A 21,386-nucleotide genomic window follows, 5' to 3' on the forward strand; every position below is an offset into this window, starting at 1 on the left:
ATCTCATGCCCCCCCAAAAAACCGGCCCCGATGCGCGGGGACATTCCACCGTCGCAGGTACGGTAGCCAAGCTGGAGCCTGCTGACTCACCTGGCGCGGACTCCACGGCGGCCCTGCCTGCAGAGGTGGCGCAGGGCGGCGGCTGGATCACCGTGCTTCTTGCTTTCATGATGTTTGTGACGCCGGCAATTGGCGTGCCTCATGAAGAAATGCTGCAGGACACGCTGAAATCCATGGTGGTGTCGTTTTCCGCGATCAGTGCCGGCCTGATTTTCTGCTGGCAGCAGCGCCACCGGCGGGAGCCCCTGCGTTGGCATGCCCTCATGTGGTTACCCCTGTCGCTCATGTTTTACGCCCTGGCAAGCATGCTGTGGTCGCATGCCTATCTCGGTGGCGTGGAGGCCATCCGGTGGTTCGTCTTCAGCCTGCTGCTATGGCTGGGGCTCAATACCCTGTCAAGGGACCGGTTGCCTCATTTGGCCCTGGGGATTCATGCGGGCGCCCTCGTGGCTTCGCTCTGGACCGCACTTCAGTTCTGGTTTGATTTCACTTATTTTCCGCAGGGTCCGAATCCGGCGTCCACTTTTGTCAACCGCAACTTTTTTGCCGAATTTGCGGTCTGCACCGTTCCCTTCTCCTTTTATCTATTGATGCGGGCACGGGACTCGCTGCAAATATCGCTGCTGTCCTTGACCAACGGCTTTGTCGTTGTGGCGCTCATGATGACAGGGACACGTGGGGCATTGATGGCGTTATGGCTGCTGCTGATCTTTCTGCTGCCGCTCATCGCCATGCGCTACCGCCGGCAACTGGCGATTTCTTCGTGGCACCTCGGCCAGAAATTGTTGGCATGCGGGCTTCTGGCGGCCACCGTCCTCGCTTTGGGTTTGATCCAGACCGGCAATCCGAAACTGACAGCAGAGGCCCGGGGCAACACGGCTTTCGAACGGGCCTTCAAGCGTACGGCAACAATTTCCGTCAATGACAGTTCCTTGGGCGTGCGCTTTGTGATGTGGAAAGCGACATCGCGGATCATCCAGGCCCATCCGCTAAGAGGCATTGGCGCTGGCGCCTGGGAAGTGGATATTCCGCTGTACCAGGCCGATGGCACGCAACTTGAAACCGACTATTACGTCCACAACGAGATCCTTCAGTTGCTGGCCGAATATGGCCTGGTGGGCTGGATGTTCCTGCTGGCCCTTCTTGGCTATCTCAGCATGGCCGCGTGGAAAACGCTCAGAAACCGGGGATTCGGGTGGTTGCAGGAGGCCCCGGAACGTGCGCTTGTCCTGTCCAGCTTGCTGGCGCTTTTGATCGTCAGCAATATCGGTTTTCCCTGGCGCATGGCCACTACCGACGCGATCTTTGCGCTGGCGCTGGGGTTCCTGACTGCTTCCGACGCCCGCCTGGGCGTTCAAGGCAAGTTTGCCGCCCAACAACTTTCCTGGAAGCCTGTGTACTCGAAGTTGCTGGGCATCACTTTAATGTTTTGCCTCGCGCTGGCGATCTATATATCGCAACAGGCCGCCATGGCGGAAAGCAGGATCGTCAGGTCCGTCAGACTGGCACTAACCATCACGCAGTCCGGGGATGTCAACAACCCGCGCTGGAACGCCACCAAGCGGGAAATATTGGAGCTGGTCAAAGAAGGCACCCGCATCAATCCCCACTACCGCAAGCTGACGCCCATGGTGGCTGACGAACTGGCGCGCTGGGGCGACTGGCCAAACGCCGTCTGGATCTGGGAGTCTGTGGTGTCTTCGCGTCCGTACGTGGTGGCCTTGCTGACGAATATTGCCCGTGGGCATGCCCAGATGGGAGCCATGGACAAGGCTTTCGAATACCTGGAACGCAGCAAGAACCTCCAGCCGAAAGCGGCGTCAGTCCGATCGCTGGAAGTCGTCCTGCTGAGCCGGTCGGGGAGAACGGCAGAGGCCCAAAAGCTGACCAAACAATACCTGGCAGAAGGTATATATGACTATGACCTCCTGGATGCCGGGTGGATACTGGGTGTGAAAAACGGCGACTTGGATCTGGCCGTCCAGAGCATGGAACTGCGTAACAAAAGCTTTCCTGACCAGCAGGTCGACGGGCTGGTCAAACTGGGCTACCTCTATGCCATCCGGAAAAAAGATGACGCGAAGGCTTTGATGTTCTACAAGGCGGCCATGGCCGCATCACCCGAAAAAGACAAGGAAGCCACGCGTCAGCGCATTCCCCCCGACTACCGGTCCAGGCTCTGAGAAGCGGGTGCGGCTTTCTGCCATTGAACAGTGAACCGGTGCGAAACGGGATATGCCGGCTGATGGTGGTGGCTGGGCTCTTCAGCTGACGGGCTCACGTACATATGCTCCTCGACCTGGACATCCCATCGCGTTGACAGATCGGCCGGATCTGCTGCTGCCAGCAGCACGGTGCTGCTCCGTGTGCCGTACGCATGGTCCGGAAAATCCACAAAGGCACTGGACAGAGCTTCTTCCAGCGCCAACGGCACGCCGGTGACCGGAAGGTCTTCGCGCGGCGCGCGCTGGCGATTACCCAGAGCCGACCACAGAGATGCCTGAAGCTCCGTTGCTTCCAGGCCTGAGCTCGTCTTCAGGGCGGCATGGAGGGAGCGTTTGAGTTCCAGGGTTTTGGGCCACGGCGTATCCAGTGCCGCATTGGACAACCCGTAAAGACCTGGTGACAGAACCTGAAGATGCAGGTTTGAAGCGCCAGACACCACGGCCGGCTTGTTTGTCACCCAGGCCCAGACGTTCCGCTGAAAATCGCCAACCACCAGGTTAAAGCCTGCGTAGTCCGCGCCTTCTTCTTCGAGAGCTGAAGCAAAACCTGCCGCATCATCGCGGCTTTCCAGCCAACGCGTCACCAGTTCCCCCCGCGAGCGGGCCCCGGCATCTGCGCGGGCTCCACGCACATTGGTGAGAAAAGCAATCCTGCCGCCCGGTGTCATGCCCATCCAGGTGCCGCCGGCACGCAAGTCACGGCCTGAAAGGACTTCTTGCCCCGAAGCGGTTCGCCAGCGGGCCAGCGGCAGCGTCGGCCGGTCCAGGAATTCATCGCGGTTGGCCGCAATCAGGAGCGGCCAGCGCTCCGATACGCCAATGGCAAACGCGATCAGGCACATGTCATGAGCCCCGCGCCCCTGTGCCGTGCATCAGATATCTTCCAGCAGCGGGTAGGGCAGGGGAAGCAGGCTCAAGGCTTCGCCTGTGGCGCTTCCCAGCGTCAACCGGCCGTCGCCGGCATCGGCGGCGGCAGAGGTCTGCATCGACACGATGGCGTCAAAGCCGCCAGCGGGATTGGCCGCCGCCGCGGCGACCAGCCCGCAAGGCTGCCCTGCATCGGAGGCGTGAAATATCTCCTGGCCTGTTGCCGGTGTTCCGGCGGTATGAACAAGGTATGCGCGCCGTTTGAGCGTGCCGCGGAACTGGCTGCGCGCAACGATTTCCTGGCCCGGGTAGCAACCCTTTTTGAAGTTCACCCCTCCGACGGATTCGTAATTCAGCATTTGCGGCACAAAGGCTTCAAAAATGGGTTGCGTGATCATCGCAATACCGGACTGCACGTCCAGCCAGTGCCACAAGGCGCTGTCGATGCGCGGTCCTTCGGGAGCGGGTGAAGTGGCAGGTACGCACAAAATCGCACGCGGCTGGCCCGCGCCGGGCTGCAAAAACACCATATTTGCATCACCAAAATCGGCTTTTGACCATACAGGACGGGCGCCACCAGCTATCGAATCCATAGCGGCTCCGGTGACGCCATAGAGCGCGAATTCGGCACTGGCGTCGGTCAGTCTGGCCTTGGCACGCAGCACAAACATCGACAGGCGCTTGAGTGTGGCGGGCAGGATGTCGCGGCTGCACAGCAGCAGCACGTCCTGCTGGCCGGCATCGCTGCTGCGCTTGAACACCACAAAACTGGCCTGCATCCGGCCCTTGGCATTGCAGAAAGCCGCCAGGCGCGCTTCGCCAGCCCCCATCAGGGCCACGTCCTGGGTCAGCTGGCCCTGCAAAAACGTGACGGCATCTTCACCGGAGGCACGGATGACACCCAGGTGCGCAAGTTCGGTGATGCCGGAAATCAGGTGAGCGGCAGAAGGCAGGGTCATGGGGCGTTCACATTCGATGAGGAGATGGGCTGAATTATCATAGGCTCGAGGTTTTGCGTTCTGTACAGAAAAGGTAGCTGGGTTGTGCGTCGTGTCTTTACAAGTCTGTTGATACTGGTATTTGCCGGCACCCTGCTGTTGTTTGGCGCGGGTTTGTGGTGGCTGCACGAGCCGATTCCCCTGCGGCTGGCCCCCGGCAGCCAGGTCGTAGACCTTGAAATCGAGCCCGGCACGCCCGCCAGCGGCGTGGCCGAGGTCATCGTGGCCAGCGGCGCCGATGTCCCGGCCCTGTTGCTCCATGCCTGGTTTCGCTTTTCGGGCCAGGCCCGGCTCATCAAGGCCGGCAGCTATGAATTGGTACCCGGCACCACGCCGCAAAAGCTGCTCGCCATGCTGGTGCGCGGCGATCAAGCCCTCAAAAGCGTCACCCTGGTAGAAGGCTGGACCTTCAACCAGGTGCGTGCAGCGCTACAAAAAGCAGAGCAGCTTGCGCCCGACACGCTTGGCCTGGCGCCCGAAATCATCATGCAAAAGCTGGGCAGGCCGGGTGTGCACCCCGAAGGCCGTTTCTTCCCCGACACCTACACCTACGCCAAGGGTTCCAGCGACCTGGCCGTGCTCAAGCGCGCAGCACGGGCCATGGACAAGCGGCTGGACGCTGCCTGGGTACTGCGAAGCCCGGACACACCGCTGAAAACCCCTGACGAGGCCCTGATCCTGGCCAGCATCGTCGAAAAGGAAACCGGCAAGCCGTCGGACCGGGCCCAGATCGGCGGCGTTTTCACCAACCGGCTGCGCCTGGGCATGCTGCTGCAGACCGACCCCACCGTGATTTACGGGCTCGGCGACAAGTTCGACGGCAATCTGCGAAAACGCGACCTGCTGGCCGATACGCCCTACAACACCTACACCCGCGCCGGGTTGCCGCCCACGCCGATCGCCATGCCGGGCAAGGCCGCCCTGCTGGCCGCCGTGCAACCGGCACCGACCAAGGCCATTTATTTTGTGGCGCGCGGCGACGGTACCAGCCACTTCAGCAGCAGCCTGGACGAGCACAACCGCGCGGTGAACAAATATATAAGAGGCCAGTAATAACTATGGCCCCCACGCTTGTCGCTTCGCGTACTGCGCTGCCCCCCGAGGGGGCGCTGCGCCTGCGGCCCGGCAAAGCCGGTTCCGCGGCCCCTGCTTGCGTGTCACTTTCGCTCAGTTGGCGGCTTGGCGTTACGCGAATGACATCATGAGTAATAGACCTCTGAGCGGCCTTTTCATCAGCTTCGAAGGCATAGACGGTGCCGGCAAGTCTACGCACATTGCCGGCCTGGCTGAAGCCTTCAAGGCCGAGGGCAGGGCGGTGACGCTGACACGCGAACCGGGTGGTACGCCGCTGGCCGAAAAACTGCGTGCCATGGTGTTGAACGACGCCATGGACCCGCTGACAGAGGCGCTGCTGATCTTTGCCGCGCGGCGTGACCACATCGTCAATGTGATTGCGCCGGCGCTGCTGCGCGGTGACGTGGTGCTGTGCGACCGTTTTACCGACGCAACCTTTGCCTACCAGGGCGCAGGGCGCGGTTTTGACCTGAAGCTGCTCTCAACCCTGGAGCGTTGGGTGCAATCCGACGAAGGGCTGCTGGGCGACCCCGCGGGCAATTCACCCATGAAGCCCGAGGTGGAAACCGTGATCGAGCCGCATTTGACGGTGTGGTTTGACCTGGCGCCTGAAGAAGCGGCCCGGCGGCTGACCGGCGCGCGCCTGCCCGACAAATTCGAGGCTCAGCCGGTGGCGTTTTTCCGCCGCGTGGCGCAAGGCTACGCGGACCGGCAGAAAAATCACCCCGAACGTTTCGCCCGCATTGACGCATCGAAAAGCCGCGACGAAGTCTGGCAGGCCGTGCAGCAGGTGTTTATCGCCAAAGGCTGGTTGTCATGAGCGTTCTGGATACTTTGCCGGCGACGGCCGAATCCAGCAATCCGCGCCTGGCGCCGTGGCTCCAGGCGCAACTTGAAAGCCTGCTGGCCCAGCGCGGCCATGCGTGGCTCCTGAGCGGACCTTCGGGTTTGGGGCAGTTTGAACTGGCGCTGGCACTGGCGCGGGCCTGGCTTTGCGAAGAAGCCACGCCGCAGGGGGCCTGCGGGCACTGCGGCAGTTGCCACGCGGTAGATGTACACACGCATGCGGACCTTTGCATGCTGATGCCCGAAACCCTGTCGCTGGCGCTTGGCTGGCCGCTCGACGAAAAGACGCAGGACGACCTGGACAGCAAGAAACGCAAGCCCAGCAAGGAAATCAAGGTCGATGCGGCGCGCGAAGCCGTGTCTTTCACCCAGTTCACACGGTCACGCGGCACCACCAAGGTGGTGCTGGTGTTCCCGGCCGAGCGCATGAACAACGTCACGGCCAATACCCTGCTCAAGACCCTGGAAGAGCCTCCAGGCGCCGTCAAGTTCGTCCTGGCCACCGAGGCCGCGCACCAGTTGCTGCCCACCATCCGGAGCCGGTGCCTTGGCCACACCATGGTCTGGCCGGACTTTGACCAGGCTCTGGGCTGGCTCCAGCAGGAAATCACGCTGGCAGGTGATAGCGCCGGTAGCACCAAAAAAGCCGCGGCAGCGCCAAAAGCCGCTGAATTGCAAACCTTGCTGGTGGCCGCGGGCGGGCGACCCGCCGACGCGCTGAACTGGGCACAGAACAATCCGCCCGCGGAAGCCGCCCAACATTGGCAGGCCCTGCCCAAAGCCATGGCGCGCGGCGACGTGAGCGCGCTGTCGGACTGGGCGCCAGCGCAGGCTGTGGATGCACTGCAAAAGCTTTGCCACGACGTACTGGCTGTGCGCATGGGCGCCGCGCCGCGGTTTTTCCACGCGAGCGACCTTCCGGCGGCCCTTCCCGCTGCGGCCGGCAAGACGGGTGGCGGGCTTTACGCCCTTGCAAGCTGGTCCAAAGAATTGGCGGCCATTGCCCGCACGGTGGAACACCCCTACAACCCGGGCCTGATGCTTGAATCGCTGGTAAGCCGGGCCCGCACAGCGCTGAATGCGAAATAAACCCAAACCGTTTCTTTTATGCTGCAATTGCAGACGCCGCAGCAGTCAAACCGATAAACTAGCGCCATGAGCACACCACCGCCCGCCAGTTCACCCGCAGCCGCCACCGCCCGCCCCAGCGTTGTCCAGCTGGCCATCAAGGAAAAAGCAGCGCTTTACGCCGCCTACATTCCCTTGTTCACGGAAGGCGGCGTTTTCATTCCGACTGCACGCGACTACAAGCTGGGCGACGACGTCTACGTCCTGCTGACGCTTCCTGAAGATACACAACGCTATCCGGTGGCCGGCAAAGTGGCTTGGGTCACACCCGCAAGGGCGGCCGGCAACCGCACGCAAGGCGTTGGCGTCCGATTCCCGTCGGACGATAAATCCCGTCTTCTGAAGATCAAGATTGAAGAAATCCTCGGCGCCCACTTGGCGTCCGACCGCCCCACACAGACCATTTAGGCCTTGCCGAACGCGGCCTGCCGCACCGGCAAGCGCGTGGTTGCTATGGTATTTATAGCTGCTTGCGCACGGCCAATAAGGCTTGCAGCCTGTTTTGATACCTAACCTTGTACCGCGATGTTCACTGACTCCCATTGCCATTTGAGCTTTCCGGAGCTTCAGGCCCAATTGCCGCAAATCCGCCAGGCCATGCTGGCCGCCCAGGTCGACCGCGCGCTGTGCATCTGCACCACCCTGGAAGAGTTCGAAACTGTTCATGGGCTAGCCACGGCCTACGACAATTTCTGGGCAACCGTCGGCGTGCATCCCGACAACGAAGATGTCCGGGAGCCCAGCCTGGACGACCTGCTGACACGCGCCAGCCTGCCCAAAGTGGTCGGCATTGGCGAGACCGGGCTCGACTATTACCGGCTGGGTGACCGGACCGTGGCGGACATGGAATGGCAGCGGGAGCGGTTTCGCGTGCACATCCGGGCAGCTCGCCAGACCGGCAAGCCCCTGGTGATTCATACCCGCAGCGCGTCCGACGACACGATTGCGTTGCTCAAGGAAGAGGGCGGCAACGCCGGCCAGGCCGACAGCGCCACTGGAGTTTTTCACTGCTTTACCGAAACCCAGGCGGTGGCCCGAGCCGCCCTGGACCTCGGGTTTTACATCTCTTTTTCCGGCATCCTGACCTTCAAGAACGCGGCGGATTTGCGGGAGGTGGCCCGATTTGTCCCCATGGACCGTATGCTGATTGAGACCGACAGCCCCTACCTCGCGCCCATGCCGTACCGCGGTAAAACCAATAATCCTTCGTATGTTCCCCTGGTGGCCAAGCAGATTGCGGAACTCACCCAACAACCCATCCAGGCCATTGCAGAGGCCACAAGCCGAAACTTCGAGCAGCTTTTCAGCGGGGTTAAAGCATGAAAAACAACTTCATGAATTACTTTAAGAAAGCAATTATTGCCGTTGTTTTTTATGGACTTTCTTCGGCAAATGCAGGGTCGTATGATGATTTTTTCATCGCAGTCAAGCGCGACGATCCCCGCACTATTCAGGCACTGCTGCAGCGGGGGTTTGACCCCAACACACCTGACCCAAAAGGCGAGCGTGGGCTCTTTCTCGCGCTGAAGGAGCCATCGCTCAGAGCAGCGCAGGTATTGGTGGACTGGCCCAAGACCGACGTCAACACCCTCAACGACAAGGGGGAAAGCGCACTCATGCTGGCCGCCCTCAAGAACCATCAGGGCCTGGCTGAGAAGCTGGTCAAACAGGGCGCCGACGTCAACAAGACCGGCTGGACGCCGCTGCATTACGCCGCTAGCGGCGGGCACGTGGCCATCATCAGCCTGCTGCTGGAAAACAGCGCCTATATTGATGCCGAGTCCCCCAACGGCACCACGCCGCTAATGATGGCCGCCATGTATGGCACCACGGAAGCAGTGCGTCTTCTCCTGGAGGAGGGTGCCGACCCGCAGCTCAAAAACCAGCTGGGTTTGACTGCCCTGCAGTTTGCCCAGCAAGGCAACCGGCCCGACGCCGCAGAAGCCATCACCACCGCCTTGCAGAAGAGGCGGCCTGCCGGGCAATGGTGACCACGTGATGCTCGGGAGTAAAGCCCGAGATCCGCGCAGATGCTTCTGTCACGGCACGTCGGACGCCAGGGCCACTCGTTCTTTGTGACCCAAACGGCGCCGCAACCATTGCAGCAGGTCGTCAACATAGGTGAACACCACCGGCACCACCAACAGACTCAGCACGGTAGAAGTGAGCAGGCCGCCAATCACGACAATGGCCATGGGCTGTCGAAAGCTCGGCTCCGCGCCCAGGCCCAGCGCGTTTGGCAACATGCCCGCACCCATGGCCACTGTGGTCATCACAATGGGCCGGGCCCGCTTATGGCAGGCGTCGATCAGCGCGCCCAGGCGGCTTACCCCGTGCTCGCGCCGCGCCATGATGGCGTATTCCACCAGCAAAATAGAATTCTTGGTCACGACGCCCATGAGCATCAGAACGCCGATCACCGCCGGCATCGAGAACGCCTGGTGCGACACCCACAATGCGATCAGCGCGCCTCCCATCGCCAGCGGCAGAGCTGACAGGATCGTGGCGGGCTGCATGAAATCATGGAACAGCAGCACCAGCACGGCGTAGATACAGAAAATACCGATGGCCATCGCGACGCCGAAGCTCTGGAAGAGCTCGGACATACGCTGCAATTCGCCTTGCTCCACGCGCTTCACACCCGCGGGCAGGTTCTTCAGTGCCGGCAGTTCCATGGCCTCGCGCTGGACTTCGCCCAGCGCGCGCCCGCCGAGCTCGACACTGAGCGTCAGGTTACGTGAACGGTCCAGGCGGGCAATCTGGGAAGGGCCGCTGCCCATGACGATCTCGGCCACAGACGCCAGACTCACCGTGCCGCCGCTGCCCTGAACGCGCAATTGGCCTACAGCCTGAAGGTTGGTTTGTACTGACGGATCCATCCGTACCCGGATGGGGATCTGGCGTTCCGGCAAATTGAGCTTGGGCAGGGCCGTGGAATAGTCACCGTAGGTGGCAAACCGCACCGCGTCGGCAAGCGCTTCGGTGGTCACACCCAGCGCTGCCGCACGCTCAGCGTTGGGCCGGATTTGAATCTCGGGCCGCTGCATGGCGGCGCTCGAGGTCACGTTGCCGATACCCTTGAGCGTGCGAAGCTGGGCCTCGGCCCGTGTAGCGGCTGAGGCCAGCGCTTCGGGGTCATCGCCGGCCAGCGTAATGTCCAGTGACTCCCCGCTACCGCCGCTCCCCACCGAGACCCGTACACCGGGCAAGGCCCGCAAGGTCTGGCGCATTTTTGCCTCGACGCCTGACTGCTTGAGCTTACGTTCCCCGCGCGGCACCAGCTCAACCGTGAGCGTGGTGCTGCTGACATCGGTCGATGCGCTGGCGCCGCCCAAGCCGCCACTGCTGGCCGCGGTGCCGGCGGAAACGAATACACCGCTCACCTCAGGCAGCCCGCGCAGCAATGCGGCCGCACGGCGGCCGGCCTCCGCGGTTTCTTCCAGCGTGCCACCCGGCGGCAGCTTCAGGCTCACACTCGACTGGGCCTTGTCCTGTGCCGGCAGGAAACCGGTGGGTAGCAAGGGGATCAATGCCAGTGACAGCACAAAGAACACCACGGTTGCCAGCACGGTGCCCTTGCGCCGTGCCAGTGTGGTGCGGACCCACCGCAGGTAGCGCGTCATCAGCGGCCCGTCCGTACTGCCGCTGTGTTTGCCGGGCTGGTGCGGCTTGAGCAGATAGGCCGCCATCATGGGCGTGAGCAGCCGCGCGACCAGAAGCGACGCCAGCACCGCGACCGAGGCAGTAATCCCGAACTGCCGGAAAATGAGGCCCGGGATGCCGCCCATGAAAGCAGTGGGAAGAAACACCGCGACCAGGGTAAAGGTTGTGGCGATCACCGCCAGGCCGATCTCGTCGGCTGCCTCCATGGCCGCCTGGTAGGGTGTCTTTCCCATCTGGAGATGCCGCTCGATGTTCTCAACCTCCACGATAGCGTCGTCGACCAGGATGCCCACCACCAGGGAAAGCGACAGCAGCGTCACGGTGTTGAGCGAGTAGCCCGCGAGCGCCATGGCGCCGAAGGTAGGGATGATCGACAGCGGCAGTGCGGTCGCCGAGACCAGGGTGGCCCGCCAGTCGCGCAGGAACCACCAGACCACCAGGATGGCCAGCAACGCACCTTCGACCAGGAGGAACATGGAGCCTTCATAGTTCTCCTGAATTGGCGTCACCGTGTTGCTCGCCTCGGCGATCTTCACTTCCGGGTGGGCCTTTGCAAAAGCGTCCACCGCGGCGCGTACCTCCTCGGCAACACCCACGTCGGAGTAACCTTTCGAGCGCTTGACCTGAAAACCAACGACGGACTTGCTGCCACGGAAGGCGCGCGTACTGCGCTCGGCGTAGGTATCGGTAATGCGGGCGATCTGGTCCAGTCGCACATAACGCCCGTCGGTCAACGGGATGCTGATGGCAGCAACCTCTGCCGCCGAGCCGACCGTCGCGATGGTGCGGGTCGACTGCCGCTGGGATCCGACCTGCCCCTGGCCGCCTGAGCTTTCCTTCTGCACAGACTTGAGTTGGGAAGAGACAGCCGCGGGCGTGACCCCAAGGCCGGCCATCAGCGAGGGATTGAGGTCCACGTGCACCTCTCGGTCAACGCCGCCGACGCGCGCCACCGACGCGACACCCTTGACAGCCAGCAGCGCTTTCGACACATCGTTGTCGACAAACCAGGTGAGATCCTGCTCGTCCATCCGGCCTGACTCGATCGTGTAGGTGAGGATGGCCGATCCCGCAGCCGTCAACCTGGAGACGGTAGGGGAGTTCATGCCTGCCGGAAGTTCCGCGCGGGCGCTGTCGACCGCGTTACGCACTTCACTCAGGGCCTCCTCGCTGTTTTTGTCGAGCTGGAAACTGACACTGATGCTCACCGCACCTTCGGTGATTGTGGTGGTAACGTGATCCAGGCGCGTGAGTGAAGCAAGCTTGTCCTCGATTTTCCGTGCCACCTCGGTTTCAAGCTGCGCCGGTGCCGCACCTTCGAGCGAGGCGCTGACCTGGATAGTCGGCAGGTCCATGTCCGGAAAATCCTGGATTTCCAGGCGTTGAAAACCCACTACACCCAGCACCGTGAGAAGAAAAAAAAGAAGGACCGCAGGAACTGGATTGCGGATGGACCAGGAAGAGAGGTTCACTTGGCACCCACTTTCTGCGCTGCCGCCGCGGGCGCTGGCGCTACGGTAACCGCAGCCCCCTCCGACAGGAAGGCCCCACCGCTGGCCACCACGCGGGCAGTGCCATCGAGCCCGGACAGTATCTCGATCCGGTCGCCTTGCCGCCGCGCGGTGGTGACCAGCCGGCCGGCTACCTTGTTGACGGAGTCGACTACATAGACGTAGCTGCGGCCGTCACGCAACACGACCGCGGATTGCGGCAAGGTGAATGCCGTCTTTGCGTCGAGCTCGATCGTGCCGCTGGCGAAAAGCCCTGGCTGCACCCCTTCGCCGGATGCCAGACTGACGTAGGCGATCCCACGTCCCGTGGCCGTGCTCAGCGTGGGCGAAACCAGGCGCACCTTTCCTTCCACATTCCTGCCCCCAGGCAAAACGAGGCGGGCAGTCTGGCCCACGCGTACGCCTGCAAGCTGACGTGAATCCAGTTCTGCGCGCCATTCCACACGGCCCTGGCGCACCAGGCGGAACAACTCGGCGCCTGTGTTGACGACATTACCCAGAATCCCCGACCTGGAAGAGACGACGCCGTCGTCCGCTGCCACGATCTTCGTGTGCTTGAGTTTCAGGGATGCGCTCTCGAGGTCCGCCTTTGCCGAAGATAAAGACGCCACCGCTGCCGCCTCATTCGTAAGGTATTCGTCCATCTTCTGTGGCGCCAGGGCGCCGGCCACGTCCACCGACTGCGCGCGTTGCCGGTTGGTGCTGGCTTGAGCCCAGCTGGCACCGGCCTGTGCCACCAGGGCTTCCTGCTTGTGTAGCTCCGCGCGTACCGTATCGTCGGCAAGCGTCGCCATCAGCTGGCCTCGCCGGACCGAATCACCCACATCAACCAGCAACTGCGCGATGCGCAACCCACCCGTCTCAGGACTGACGATGATCTCCTGCCAGGCAGTCAAGGCGCCGCTGGCCTGCAACTGCTGCGGCCAACTTTGTGTTTCGGCGGAGACGACATTGACCGTCAGGGCACTCGCGCTTGACCCTGCCGCCGTGCCTGGATCTTTGGCCGTCAAAGCGCGCCATGCGAGTAGCGCGATCAGCAGGACGGCGACAGCTGCCGCGACAGTGATCACCAGTTTTCGGTTGACGTTGAATATTCTTTTCATGAGTTGGCTTTTTCTTCGTAGGCGGCGCCTGCGGGGGGACTTGCCGGGGTCGCGGGTTGCCAGCCCCCTCCCAGTGCCTTGTACAGAGCGATCCAGTATTCGACGCGATCACGTTGCAGGCCGATCAATTCGATCTGGGCTGACAGCGCCTGGCGCCTTGACTCTTCCAGCGTGAGCAGGCTGATGGTGCCCGCGCGCCATTGCGCGTCCGCTCCCACGAGGTATCTCCGGTATTCGTGGGCGGCGCGTTCTGACTGCTCCGTGCGCGTCGCAGCGCCGTCCAGGCGAACCAGCGACTGCTCCACCTCCTTCACGACCGTTCGCACACTTTGACGCCAGTCGGCATAGGCGGCTTCGTAGCCGGCCCGAGCGCTGTGGACAGCGGCCCGCGTGCGCCCGCCGTCGAAGAGTGGAATGGATAAGCTGGGGCCGAACGACCAGGTGGTCAATGACGAAGCGAGGCCGGTCGCAGAAACCTTGACAGATCCTGAAAGCGACAGGCTCGGGTAGAGGTCTGCCTGCGCCACACCGATGTCTGCACTTGCAGCTGCCAACTCGCGCTCGCGCGAGGCAAGATCAGGCCGCTGGCGCAGCGCCTGTGCCGGCACGCCTTGCACATCGAGGCCCGCCGGCTGCGGGATGCCGGTGCCGCCCTGCACCAGCTGGTGACGCAGCTCGGGTTCGTCGATTCCAGTGAGATTCACCAATGACTTCACCAGCAGCTCGCATTGCGCGCGTTGCGCGAGCCCGGCAGAGGTGGTGCTGGCCAGGCTGGCACGAGCCAGTGAGCCTTCTGTGCCGGCGGTCAAGCCGGCGCGTACCAGCGACTCCGTGGCTTTGGCCGTCTCGCTCATGGAAGCCAGCTCCTGCTCGTAAGCGGTGGCCAACAACCCGCAGGCTCGGTACTGCACATACGTATCCGCCACTTCCGCCGCAAGAGAAACGCGCGCGTCGTGCCAGTCGTTTTCGCGCGCCTGTATACGGGCGCTGGCTGATTCGGTGCTGCGCCTTACCTTGCCAAACAAATCCAGCTCCCACGAAGAATCCAGGCCTGCGCTGCGGGCGGTCGCCACTTCGCCGGTTTGCTGTGTGCCGCGTGTCACCGATGCCTGCCCATTTGCACCTGGCAGACCTGAAGCACCGGCGCTGGACAACGTGGCGCGCGCCTTCTCGATGTTGGCCCATGCCTTGGCGAGCGTGGGGCTGCCGGATTCGGCTGAACGCTGGAGCCGGGTCAGCACCGGGTCATTGAACTGGCTCCACCAGTCGCTGAGCGCAGTCACGTTGCCTCCATGGGGCAGGGGCCCCTGCCAAAGCGCCGCCGCTGCGGGGTTGGGCTCTGCATAATCCGGCCCGACCGCCGCACAGCCGCCAAGCGCGATGGCAAGACCGATAGCAAGGCCAATCCCAGGAATGGAAAAGTGTCGCCAGCCGGTGAGTCGATAGGTTTGCATGCTGCTCCTGAAAATCAGCAGTCATGGTAGGTATCGCGAATGCTCGCCAACGTTGGCGAAAGTTAAGCTGGGTAAAAAACCGGCCCACGCTGGCCGGCACCGGGGCTTTCAAGCGATACTGATGTCGAGATGATTCCGGTTCTGCTTGTTGATGATGACCTCGAACTCACGGCGATGCTGTCGCAGTATCTCGTCCGCGAGGGCTTCGATGTGCGCGCCGTACACGACGGCCAGGCCGGTGTCTCCGAGGCCACTTCCGGCCGCTACGACATCGTCGTGCTGGATGTGATGATGCCCCGGCTGTCTGGCATGGAGGCACTGCGCCGCATTCGCGCCCTTAGCAAAGTCCCGGTGCTCATGCTTACGGCGCGCGGTGACAACGTTGATCGCATCGTTGGCCTGGACATGGGCGCCGACGATTACGTCCCGAAACCCTGCACACCCGGCGAACTGGTCGCGCGCATCCGCGCCATCCTGCGGCGCACTGACGCGCGTGAAGCGGCGGCGCCCAATTCCGGGCAGCGTGTGCTGCAGGCGGGTGAGCTGGTTTTGTCGCCGGGCAACCGACAGGCAACATGGCACGGGATTCCCCTGGATTTGACAGGCACGGAGTTCAGCTTGCTTGAAGTCCTTGCTCGCCACGTCGGCCAGCTCGTGAGCAAGCAGGATATTTCGCTGCAGGCGTTCAGCCGCCCGCTGGCCCGATTCGACAGGCGCATCGATGTGCACATCAGCAGCATCCGCCAGAAGCTGGGGACACGTGCAGACGGCGAGTCCTGGATCCAGAGTGTTCGCGGTATGGGCTACCAGTTGCTGGAGGACTGACAGATATGGAGACGCGCCGCATCGGCCGGTTGTTCTGGAAGCTGCTGCTCGCGCTGTGGCTGAGCATGGTGCTTTCGTTCGCCGGCACCATCGCGTATTTCACACTGACAGGACATCCCCCTCCGGACGACGTCGCCACCTTCGGTTTTGTGCCGTTCGTACCGTTGATATCGGCCATAGTCGCCGTCCTCATCATCGGCCCGGTGCTTGCATGGTATTTGTCCCGCCCGTTGCGGCATCTGCGCTGGGCCTTGCGCCGTGCCGCTGAAGGCCGTTTCGACACGCGTGTGCAACCGCTGATGAAAGGGCGACGTGATGAAATAGCGGACCTGGCTGAAGAGTTCGATCGCATGGCTGCACAGCTGCAGCAGGTGACCGAGTCGCGCAAGGTGCTGCTGCACGATATTTCCCACGAACTGCGTTCCCCGTTGTCGCGGCTGCAAGCCGCTATCGGCCTGCTGCGACAGGACCCTTCCCAGACCGATGCGATGGTCGAGCGTATCCAGCGCGAGAGCGAGCGGCTCGATGTCCTGATAGAGGAGCTCCTCACGCTGCATCGCCTGGAGGCACCCACCGGCCTGGCGCGTGAACGGGTCGACGTGATCGAGCTTTTGCATGCCATTGCCGAAGATGCCGATTTCGAGGCGCGATCGCTGTCACGCCAGGTCAGCATCGACGCGCCAGGCCAGTTCGTCGCCCAGGTCAATGGTGAACTGCTGTACCGGGCTTTTGAAAACGTCATTCGCAATGCGGTGAAATACACGGCACCGGGCACAGTCGTCGAAATTCAAGCGGGGATCCGCACCGGCGATACGCAACTGGTGGTGACAGTCCTGGATCGTGGCCAGGGAGTTCCAGCGCCCATGCTGGAGGAAATCTTCGAGCCGTTTACCCGGGTCGAAGGAGGGGAGTCGGTGCGCGGGGTAGGTCTGGGTCTGGCCATCGCGCGACGCGCCATGAAGTTGCACGGCGGCCGCGTAGAAGCAGGGCTGCGTGAGGGTGGGGGATTGGTCATGACGCTCTGGTTGCCCGCTGCGGCAGAGGTCACGACGCGATCTTTGTGATGCTACACCCCCCCTATCCGGTCGGCACTTGCCTTGCGAATGTGGCGGCGCCGTCCGACTTGACGCAACCCACATAAGACATATGCTTTGAACCACGTCTCTGATCCGGAGCGTGCAGGAGAAACTTATGACCTCTTTGAAATGCGCAATGGCGCTGTCCTTAACGACCTTGGTCGCGCCAGCCATGGCGTGCTACACCGTTTATAACCCCAGCAACCAGATCCTTTATTCCGGTGAAGCGCCGCCCATAGACATGAGCTACCAGATCCACGAAAAGCTGCCCGCAGTTTTTCCCAGTGGCCATCTGATTTTTGACACGAGCAACAATTGCCCGGCGATAGACGTACGCCGTGCCGTCCCGCAACTCACCAATGTCGCGTTTGTATCGGCCGCACCCGCTCCCAGACAAGCACGTCAGATGACGCGCGCCCAGCGCGAACGCGCGCTCGATTCCCTGACGAAATGAGCACGAGTGGCTTGACGCCAGGCGGCTCGAATCTGCAGTGGAGCGATCCGCGGAACCAATTCTGTAAAGTGCGCGGCGAAACGCAAAAAACTTCGCCGCATTAAGGGTGCTTAGGCCCAAGTCAGTATTCCTAAGCAAACCCTCCCCTAATTGGAGGGTTTTTTACGCCTGAGCGATTCAGGAGAATTGGAGGAGGGCAGCGTAATCAAGTCTAATAGCTACCCACAGATTTTTCCTATCCTGCCAAGTCGTGCGAAGGTTGAATTAACCGCATCTCTCCTGTCGCTAGCCGAGAAGGCCTAGGGCTCAACGTGAAAATTACACTCCCCAAAATTATTATTGTTTCAGTTCTGCTTATAGGCGGCTTTTTTGCAATTAGAACCGTTGGCGGAATACAGGTCGCAAGGTCAATGACCAAGTGCATGAAAACTATGTCTGAATCCAAGCCAAAACCAAATTTCAAAAATGAAAACGAAGCGCGGGCCTATGTAGATGAATTGATTGATTGCATGGACAAAAATAATGGTTTTTTCGCTCGTCTTATCTTTAATAAGGAGGAAGAAAAGCGCAACGTAACATTTTCTCCGTGAGGGCCGAAATGGGTGGAGTCAAACGAGATGAGCCTACCGAGAAAATGATTGGGTGGCGTTACTTCGCGTGGTGTGGATTTATAGGCTTCGCACCATGCGGTAGCGGGATTTTCCTGGCTCGTCATGCTGACGTTTCCACTGGGCGCTATCTAATTGATTTTGACCGAGCAACCAGTCGGTGGACCGCCGCTCAGTAGATCTAGGACGGCTTTAGTCGAAGCTCCGCGCCGACCACATTCACAATATCTTCTATGCATTGGTTACTGTTGCTGATACTAGTCGCATTAATCGGGTTGGGCGCACGTTGGCTTTTGCGCGATCGGTCGCCTGATGAAATGCGGGCGGCAAAAGCAAAACTTGACGCTATCCGAAAGAAGCACGAGTAGAGTCTGCTTTAGGCCCACCGCAGACATCCAAAACCACTCTGAAATTCCACGATGTATATTATGTTAAATAATAAAAAGCGGCGCCTGCGACTAGGCTCGCCCTTTGATGGATTCTTGGGTGCCGGTCACTCCGAGGTCAGCTGTCAAGCCTATGAAATTGAGCCTGCACGTGAAATTGTCGACGCCCCAGGCAGTGCACCAGCAGATCCATGCAGTCCATAAGGTATGGCTCATGAAATGCGCGCCGCGCAGCTGCTGCGCGAATCCTAGAACCACGCCGGCGGTGATCGCACCGACAAGCCATTTTTTCGCAGCAATTTTGTCGCTGCCGCTAAAAACGAAGTAACCACCTAAGAAGGCAAACCCGGATGACGCATGCCCTGCGGGGAAGCACCCTCCACTACCACCGTCGTGCTGAAAAAGGTGGGCCCAATGTGAGGCGTAATGCGCCACGCCGCCGAAATCGGATAAGGCGTAAGGGCAGCTGGTGGTGCTCATCAACTTCAACGAGCTGACCGTCATAACTGCCAGCAAAGTCGTGGAGGCGAACTGCAGGCGCTTAGTGAATTCAAGCCGCTTGAGGCCACCAAGTGGAAACCACACCCCCAGGCACAGCAGTAAAGCGAGGCACCAGGCCACCCGTCGAGCGCCGTCGTGCAAGATAACGGTGAGGAACCAGTTATCTTGCAAAGGAAAACCGGCAAGGCCGCCGAACCAGTGCGCCATCGGCAGATCGAGCCCCGATGCGTCCCACGCCAGAAAAATGACGGCCGAGGCAACCGTGATCGCCGCAAACCGTTTTTGGGAAGAATTTTGCATGGCGTGGAGCTTCGGTGTCTTGTCTTAAATCCTCCTTAACGATTTGGTGACGCTGCGAATTTTGACAAAAGCCCAGGAAAAGGTCGCCCAATACTTAACGCATTCTTAAGGCGGCGTTAAAGCCCTGTGCGCAGGTGCAGACCGGCTACATGCCTTTGTTTTCCACGCGGGTCCGGCGGACAATGCTGCATGCGCGTATTAGTTGTCGAGGATGATGAAGGCATTGCCAAAGGGCTTGAAAGTCATCTGAAGCAGTTGGGCTGGGCTATCGATATCGCTAGCGGTGTTGAATCGGCTTGGACCGCGCTAAAGGTCGAACCCTTTGATCTGGTTCTGCTCGATCTCGGCCTTGAGGATGGCGACGGCTCGGAAGTGCTTAAGCGTCTACGCTTGGCTCCCGCAGGCTCCCTTCCCGATGCCGGCACGCCAACGCTGATCATGACCGCGCGTGACCAGGTTGCCGCACGGATCGAGTGCCTGGATATGGGAGCCGACGATTACGTGACGAAGCCCTTTAATCCCGATGAATTGGCCGCGCGCATGCGCGCGCTTCGGCGAAGGGCTGTCGGACGCGCCCAAGCTACGATAACGGCCGGCGCCTTAGTAATCAATCCGGCCACGCGGGCCGTTCACCTGAACGGAAAATCGGTTGAGCTGGCCCCGCGGGAGTTCGGTGTCTTGCTGGCTTTAGTGGAGGTTAGGCCCCGCGTACTGTCACGGCCGCAGATTGAAGCCCGGCTCTACAGTTGGGGCAATGCGCTCGACAGCAACGCCGTGGAGGTTCATGTGCATCACCTGAGAAAGAAGCTGGGTGAGGACGTAATACGCACACTGCGCGGCGTCGGTTACTTCGTACCGGAGAAACCATGAGGGTTGCGCAGATGTCGCTGACCACGAGCCTTATGGCTTGGGCGCTGGGCGCGCTATTGATTGTCTGGGGTGGTTTTATCGCATTGGGCTACCGCACGGGTATTCACGAGGCTGACGAGCTCACGGATGGCCACTTGGCCAGCGTCGCTTTTCTTGAACTTGCGGAAAGTTTTGCCGGTGTCGACTCACGCACTGACTTCAGCAACACCGCCGCGCTGTCCAACCTGAAGAGTCACGATTACCAGCGCTCCATGAGCGTGGTGATGTGGGACGGGCAAGGCAAAACGCTTATGCGTATCGGAGACGCGCCGCCTGTCGCTTTCAATATGCGCGAAGGCTTTGAGAACCTGACGCTGGGCTCACCGCCGGTTCCCTGGCGGGCATTTTCGCGCTGGGACGGGCCTGACCGAACGCGCAAGGTAACCGTGCTGCTTGATTCAGCAGAGCGTGATGACCTGGCAAAAGACATTGCCGGGCAAGTTGCCGGCCCCGGTTTTTGGCTGCTGCCCGTGGTTGCGCTGGCGCTGGGCTTTGCAATCCACCGGGGTTTAAGACCCCTGTACGCCTTGTCGCGCGATGTGGACGCCCTGGACATTCACAGGGCCGCCCCGCTTCAAGGGCCCTACTCGCAGCGTGAGTTCCGGGCTGTTGTGGATTCGATCAACACGCTGGCGAGTCGCTACCAATCGGCCGTTGAAAGAGAGCGGGAACTGGCCAGTGAACTGGCGCATGAACTGCGCACGCCTCTGGCCTCGCTGACCCTGCAGGCGCACGCCTTGAGGCGAGCTGCCTCCGGCGAGGAACGCGATTTACTTTTGTCGCAACTCGAGCAGGACGCTTTGCGGGCAGGCCAGGTCCTGGCGAACCTACTGGCGCTGGCGCGCGCAAGCCGGACCGACTTGCTCGAAGCACGGCAAGCGTTGAACCTGGATGAAATAGCGCTGAGCGAGATAGCCGAGTTCGGCCAGGCTGCCATGGAAACCCGACATGATCTATCCTTGGTGAGCCCGGGCTTCTTCAGCATTGAGGGGCACGCGGTACTGCTAAGGCTGGTGCTTCGCAATCTGGTTGAAAACGCCTTGAGCCATACGCCACCGGGAACCCGCGTGGAAGTGCAACTGGACCCTGTGGCCCGTTGGCTCCAGGTGTGTGATTCGGCCAAAAAAGACATTCAAGTCCTTGCGGTCAGCCTTAACGCGAGCAATTCGCGTTCATTGGGTCTGGGCACCGGTCTGCGTGTGGTCGAAAAGATTGCCGCCATTCATGGAGCGCGATTTGGACTGGTACCACCGCCGCCAGGCTTTACCAGGTGCTATCGCCTGCAATTCCCGGCAATCTCTGTGAAAGCAGAATGAGCGACTGTTGAATTGTGCTGAGGGTGACCCGAGGGGTGTGCAGTGTGGCTCCCGAAAGTCCGTCTCGGTTGACGCAGGTCAA

19 protein-coding genes are annotated in these 21,386 nt (G+C 61.2%); 13 read left to right on the forward strand and 6 right to left on the reverse strand.

The genetic code is table 11. From position 1 onward, the window contains the following. Positions 1-5: 5 nt before the first annotated feature. Complete coding sequence (locus AC1DWQ_RS10445) at positions 6-2,243, forward strand: O-antigen ligase family protein (RefSeq protein WP_477669550.1); 2,238 nt, start codon at positions 6-8, stop codon at positions 2,241-2,243. Here AC1DWQ_RS10445 and AC1DWQ_RS10450 read toward each other — a convergent pair. Further along, the gene (locus AC1DWQ_RS10450) at positions 2,225-3,127 is read right to left on the reverse strand and encodes an NRDE family protein (RefSeq protein WP_477669551.1); all 903 of its coding nucleotides are present in this window, start codon (positions 3,125-3,127) and stop codon (positions 2,225-2,227) included. The two genes, AC1DWQ_RS10445 and AC1DWQ_RS10450, sit on opposite strands and share 19 nt — an antisense overlap. Before the next feature lie 30 nt (positions 3,128-3,157). After that, positions 3,158-4,111, reverse strand: coding sequence for a CAF17-like 4Fe-4S cluster assembly/insertion protein YgfZ (gene ygfZ / locus AC1DWQ_RS10455; RefSeq protein WP_477669552.1), 954 nt, complete (start codon positions 4,109-4,111; stop codon positions 3,158-3,160). A gap of 84 nt (positions 4,112-4,195) precedes the next feature. Here ygfZ and mltG point away from each other — a divergent pair, with 84 nt between their 5' ends. The 6 genes from mltG (at position 4,196) to AC1DWQ_RS10485 (ending at position 9,189) form a co-directional block, all read left to right on the forward strand. Next, positions 4,196-5,203, forward strand: coding sequence for an endolytic transglycosylase MltG (gene mltG / locus AC1DWQ_RS10460; RefSeq protein ID WP_477669553.1), 1,008 nt, complete (start codon positions 4,196-4,198; stop codon positions 5,201-5,203). A gap of 148 nt (positions 5,204-5,351) precedes the next feature. Next, a complete protein-coding gene (gene tmk, locus AC1DWQ_RS10465; RefSeq protein ID WP_477669554.1) occupies positions 5,352-6,044 on the forward strand; it encodes a dTMP kinase in 693 nt (230 codons plus the stop codon). Next, positions 6,041-7,159 (forward strand): DNA polymerase III subunit delta', encoded by a 1,119-nt coding sequence (locus AC1DWQ_RS10470; RefSeq protein WP_477669555.1) that lies wholly within the window; start codon positions 6,041-6,043, stop codon positions 7,157-7,159. The genes tmk and AC1DWQ_RS10470 overlap by 4 nt, the downstream gene beginning before the upstream one ends. Positions 7,160-7,225: 66 nt before the next feature. Further along, positions 7,226-7,606, forward strand: a complete 381-nt coding sequence (locus AC1DWQ_RS10475; protein ID WP_477669556.1) for a PilZ domain-containing protein — start codon at positions 7,226-7,228, stop codon at positions 7,604-7,606. 117 nt (positions 7,607-7,723) lie between these two features. Next, complete coding sequence (locus AC1DWQ_RS10480; RefSeq protein ID WP_477669557.1) at positions 7,724-8,521, forward strand: TatD family hydrolase; 798 nt, start codon at positions 7,724-7,726, stop codon at positions 8,519-8,521. 11 nt (positions 8,522-8,532) lie between these two features. Continuing rightward, entirely contained in the window at positions 8,533-9,189 is a 657-nt protein-coding gene (locus AC1DWQ_RS10485; RefSeq protein WP_477669558.1) for an ankyrin repeat domain-containing protein, read from the forward strand. A 48-nt stretch (positions 9,190-9,237) separates the two neighbouring features. On the opposite strand, the gene AC1DWQ_RS10490 is transcribed toward AC1DWQ_RS10485, so the two are convergent. The 3 genes from AC1DWQ_RS10490 to AC1DWQ_RS10500 are packed head-to-tail and all read right to left on the reverse strand — an operon-like array spanning position 9,238 to position 14,929. Next, positions 9,238-12,333 (reverse strand): efflux RND transporter permease subunit, encoded by a 3,096-nt coding sequence (locus AC1DWQ_RS10490; protein WP_477669559.1) that lies wholly within the window; start codon positions 12,331-12,333, stop codon positions 9,238-9,240. Further along, the gene (locus AC1DWQ_RS10495) at positions 12,330-13,475 is read right to left on the reverse strand and encodes an efflux RND transporter periplasmic adaptor subunit (protein ID WP_477669560.1); all 1,146 of its coding nucleotides are present in this window, start codon (positions 13,473-13,475) and stop codon (positions 12,330-12,332) included. The genes AC1DWQ_RS10490 and AC1DWQ_RS10495 overlap by 4 nt, the downstream gene beginning before the upstream one ends. After that, entirely contained in the window at positions 13,472-14,929 is a 1,458-nt protein-coding gene (locus AC1DWQ_RS10500; RefSeq protein WP_477669561.1) for an efflux transporter outer membrane subunit, read from the reverse strand. The genes AC1DWQ_RS10495 and AC1DWQ_RS10500 overlap by 4 nt, the downstream gene beginning before the upstream one ends. A 129-nt stretch (positions 14,930-15,058) precedes the next feature. Here AC1DWQ_RS10500 and AC1DWQ_RS10505 point away from each other — a divergent pair, with 129 nt between their 5' ends. The 4 genes from AC1DWQ_RS10505 (at position 15,059) to AC1DWQ_RS10520 (ending at position 17,874) form a co-directional block, all read left to right on the forward strand. Further along, the gene (locus tag AC1DWQ_RS10505; protein WP_477669562.1) at positions 15,059-15,754 is read left to right on the forward strand and encodes a response regulator; all 696 of its coding nucleotides are present in this window, start codon (positions 15,059-15,061) and stop codon (positions 15,752-15,754) included. Between the two features lie 5 nt (positions 15,755-15,759). Then, positions 15,760-16,818 (forward strand): HAMP domain-containing sensor histidine kinase, encoded by a 1,059-nt coding sequence (locus AC1DWQ_RS10510; protein ID WP_477669563.1) that lies wholly within the window; start codon positions 15,760-15,762, stop codon positions 16,816-16,818. 127 nt (positions 16,819-16,945) lie between these two features. Then, positions 16,946-17,284 carry a hypothetical protein gene (locus tag AC1DWQ_RS10515; protein ID WP_477669564.1) on the forward strand — a complete coding sequence of 113 codons (339 nt, stop codon included), beginning with the start codon at positions 16,946-16,948 and terminating at the stop codon, positions 17,282-17,284. Positions 17,285-17,595: 311 nt separating this feature from the next. Beyond that, complete coding sequence (locus AC1DWQ_RS10520; RefSeq protein ID WP_477669565.1) at positions 17,596-17,874, forward strand: hypothetical protein; 279 nt, start codon at positions 17,596-17,598, stop codon at positions 17,872-17,874. Between the two features lie 476 nt (positions 17,875-18,350). Here AC1DWQ_RS10520 and AC1DWQ_RS10525 read toward each other — a convergent pair whose 3' ends face one another. Further along, positions 18,351-19,079, reverse strand: coding sequence for a phosphatase PAP2 family protein (locus tag AC1DWQ_RS10525; protein ID WP_477669566.1), 729 nt, complete (start codon positions 19,077-19,079; stop codon positions 18,351-18,353). Positions 19,080-19,268: 189 nt separating this feature from the next. Between AC1DWQ_RS10525 and AC1DWQ_RS10530 the strand changes: the two genes are divergently transcribed. Both AC1DWQ_RS10530 and AC1DWQ_RS10535 read left to right on the forward strand, forming a co-directional pair. After that, positions 19,269-19,949 (forward strand): response regulator transcription factor, encoded by a 681-nt coding sequence (locus tag AC1DWQ_RS10530; RefSeq protein ID WP_477669567.1) that lies wholly within the window; start codon positions 19,269-19,271, stop codon positions 19,947-19,949. Further along, complete coding sequence (locus tag AC1DWQ_RS10535) at positions 19,946-21,304, forward strand: histidine kinase dimerization/phospho-acceptor domain-containing protein (protein ID WP_477669568.1); 1,359 nt, start codon at positions 19,946-19,948, stop codon at positions 21,302-21,304. Before AC1DWQ_RS10530 ends, AC1DWQ_RS10535 begins: the two co-directional genes overlap by 4 nt. The last annotated feature ends 82 nt before the right edge of the window (positions 21,305-21,386 follow it).

Source organism: Polaromonas sp. P2_G11 (genome assembly GCF_056403595.1).

Excerpts from the sequence above, each read along its gene's own strand:
- AC1DWQ_RS10445 (WP_477669550.1), top strand. The coding sequence starts at position 6 with ATGCCCCCCCAAAAAACCGGCCCCGATGCGCGGGGACATTCCACCGTC.
- AC1DWQ_RS10450 (WP_477669551.1), bottom strand. The coding sequence starts at position 3,127 with ATGTGCCTGATCGCGTTTGCCATTGGCGTATCGGAGCGCTGGCCGCTC.
- ygfZ (WP_477669552.1), bottom strand. The coding sequence starts at position 4,111 with ATGACCCTGCCTTCTGCCGCTCACCTGATTTCCGGCATCACCGAACTT.
- tmk (WP_477669554.1), top strand. The coding sequence starts at position 5,352 with ATGAGTAATAGACCTCTGAGCGGCCTTTTCATCAGCTTCGAAGGCATA.
- AC1DWQ_RS10470 (WP_477669555.1), top strand. The coding sequence starts at position 6,041 with ATGAGCGTTCTGGATACTTTGCCGGCGACGGCCGAATCCAGCAATCCG.
- AC1DWQ_RS10475 (WP_477669556.1), top strand. The coding sequence starts at position 7,226 with ATGAGCACACCACCGCCCGCCAGTTCACCCGCAGCCGCCACCGCCCGC.
- AC1DWQ_RS10480 (WP_477669557.1), top strand. The coding sequence starts at position 7,724 with ATGTTCACTGACTCCCATTGCCATTTGAGCTTTCCGGAGCTTCAGGCC.
- AC1DWQ_RS10485 (WP_477669558.1), top strand. The coding sequence starts at position 8,533 with ATGAATTACTTTAAGAAAGCAATTATTGCCGTTGTTTTTTATGGACTT.
- AC1DWQ_RS10495 (WP_477669560.1), bottom strand. The coding sequence starts at position 13,475 with ATGAAAAGAATATTCAACGTCAACCGAAAACTGGTGATCACTGTCGCG.
- AC1DWQ_RS10500 (WP_477669561.1), bottom strand. The coding sequence starts at position 14,929 with ATGCAAACCTATCGACTCACCGGCTGGCGACACTTTTCCATTCCTGGG.
- AC1DWQ_RS10505 (WP_477669562.1), top strand. The coding sequence starts at position 15,059 with ATGATTCCGGTTCTGCTTGTTGATGATGACCTCGAACTCACGGCGATG.
- AC1DWQ_RS10510 (WP_477669563.1), top strand. The coding sequence starts at position 15,760 with ATGGAGACGCGCCGCATCGGCCGGTTGTTCTGGAAGCTGCTGCTCGCG.
- AC1DWQ_RS10515 (WP_477669564.1), top strand. The coding sequence starts at position 16,946 with ATGACCTCTTTGAAATGCGCAATGGCGCTGTCCTTAACGACCTTGGTC.
- AC1DWQ_RS10525 (WP_477669566.1), bottom strand. The coding sequence starts at position 19,079 with ATGCAAAATTCTTCCCAAAAACGGTTTGCGGCGATCACGGTTGCCTCG.
- AC1DWQ_RS10530 (WP_477669567.1), top strand. The coding sequence starts at position 19,269 with ATGCGCGTATTAGTTGTCGAGGATGATGAAGGCATTGCCAAAGGGCTT.
- AC1DWQ_RS10535 (WP_477669568.1), top strand. The coding sequence starts at position 19,946 with ATGAGGGTTGCGCAGATGTCGCTGACCACGAGCCTTATGGCTTGGGCG.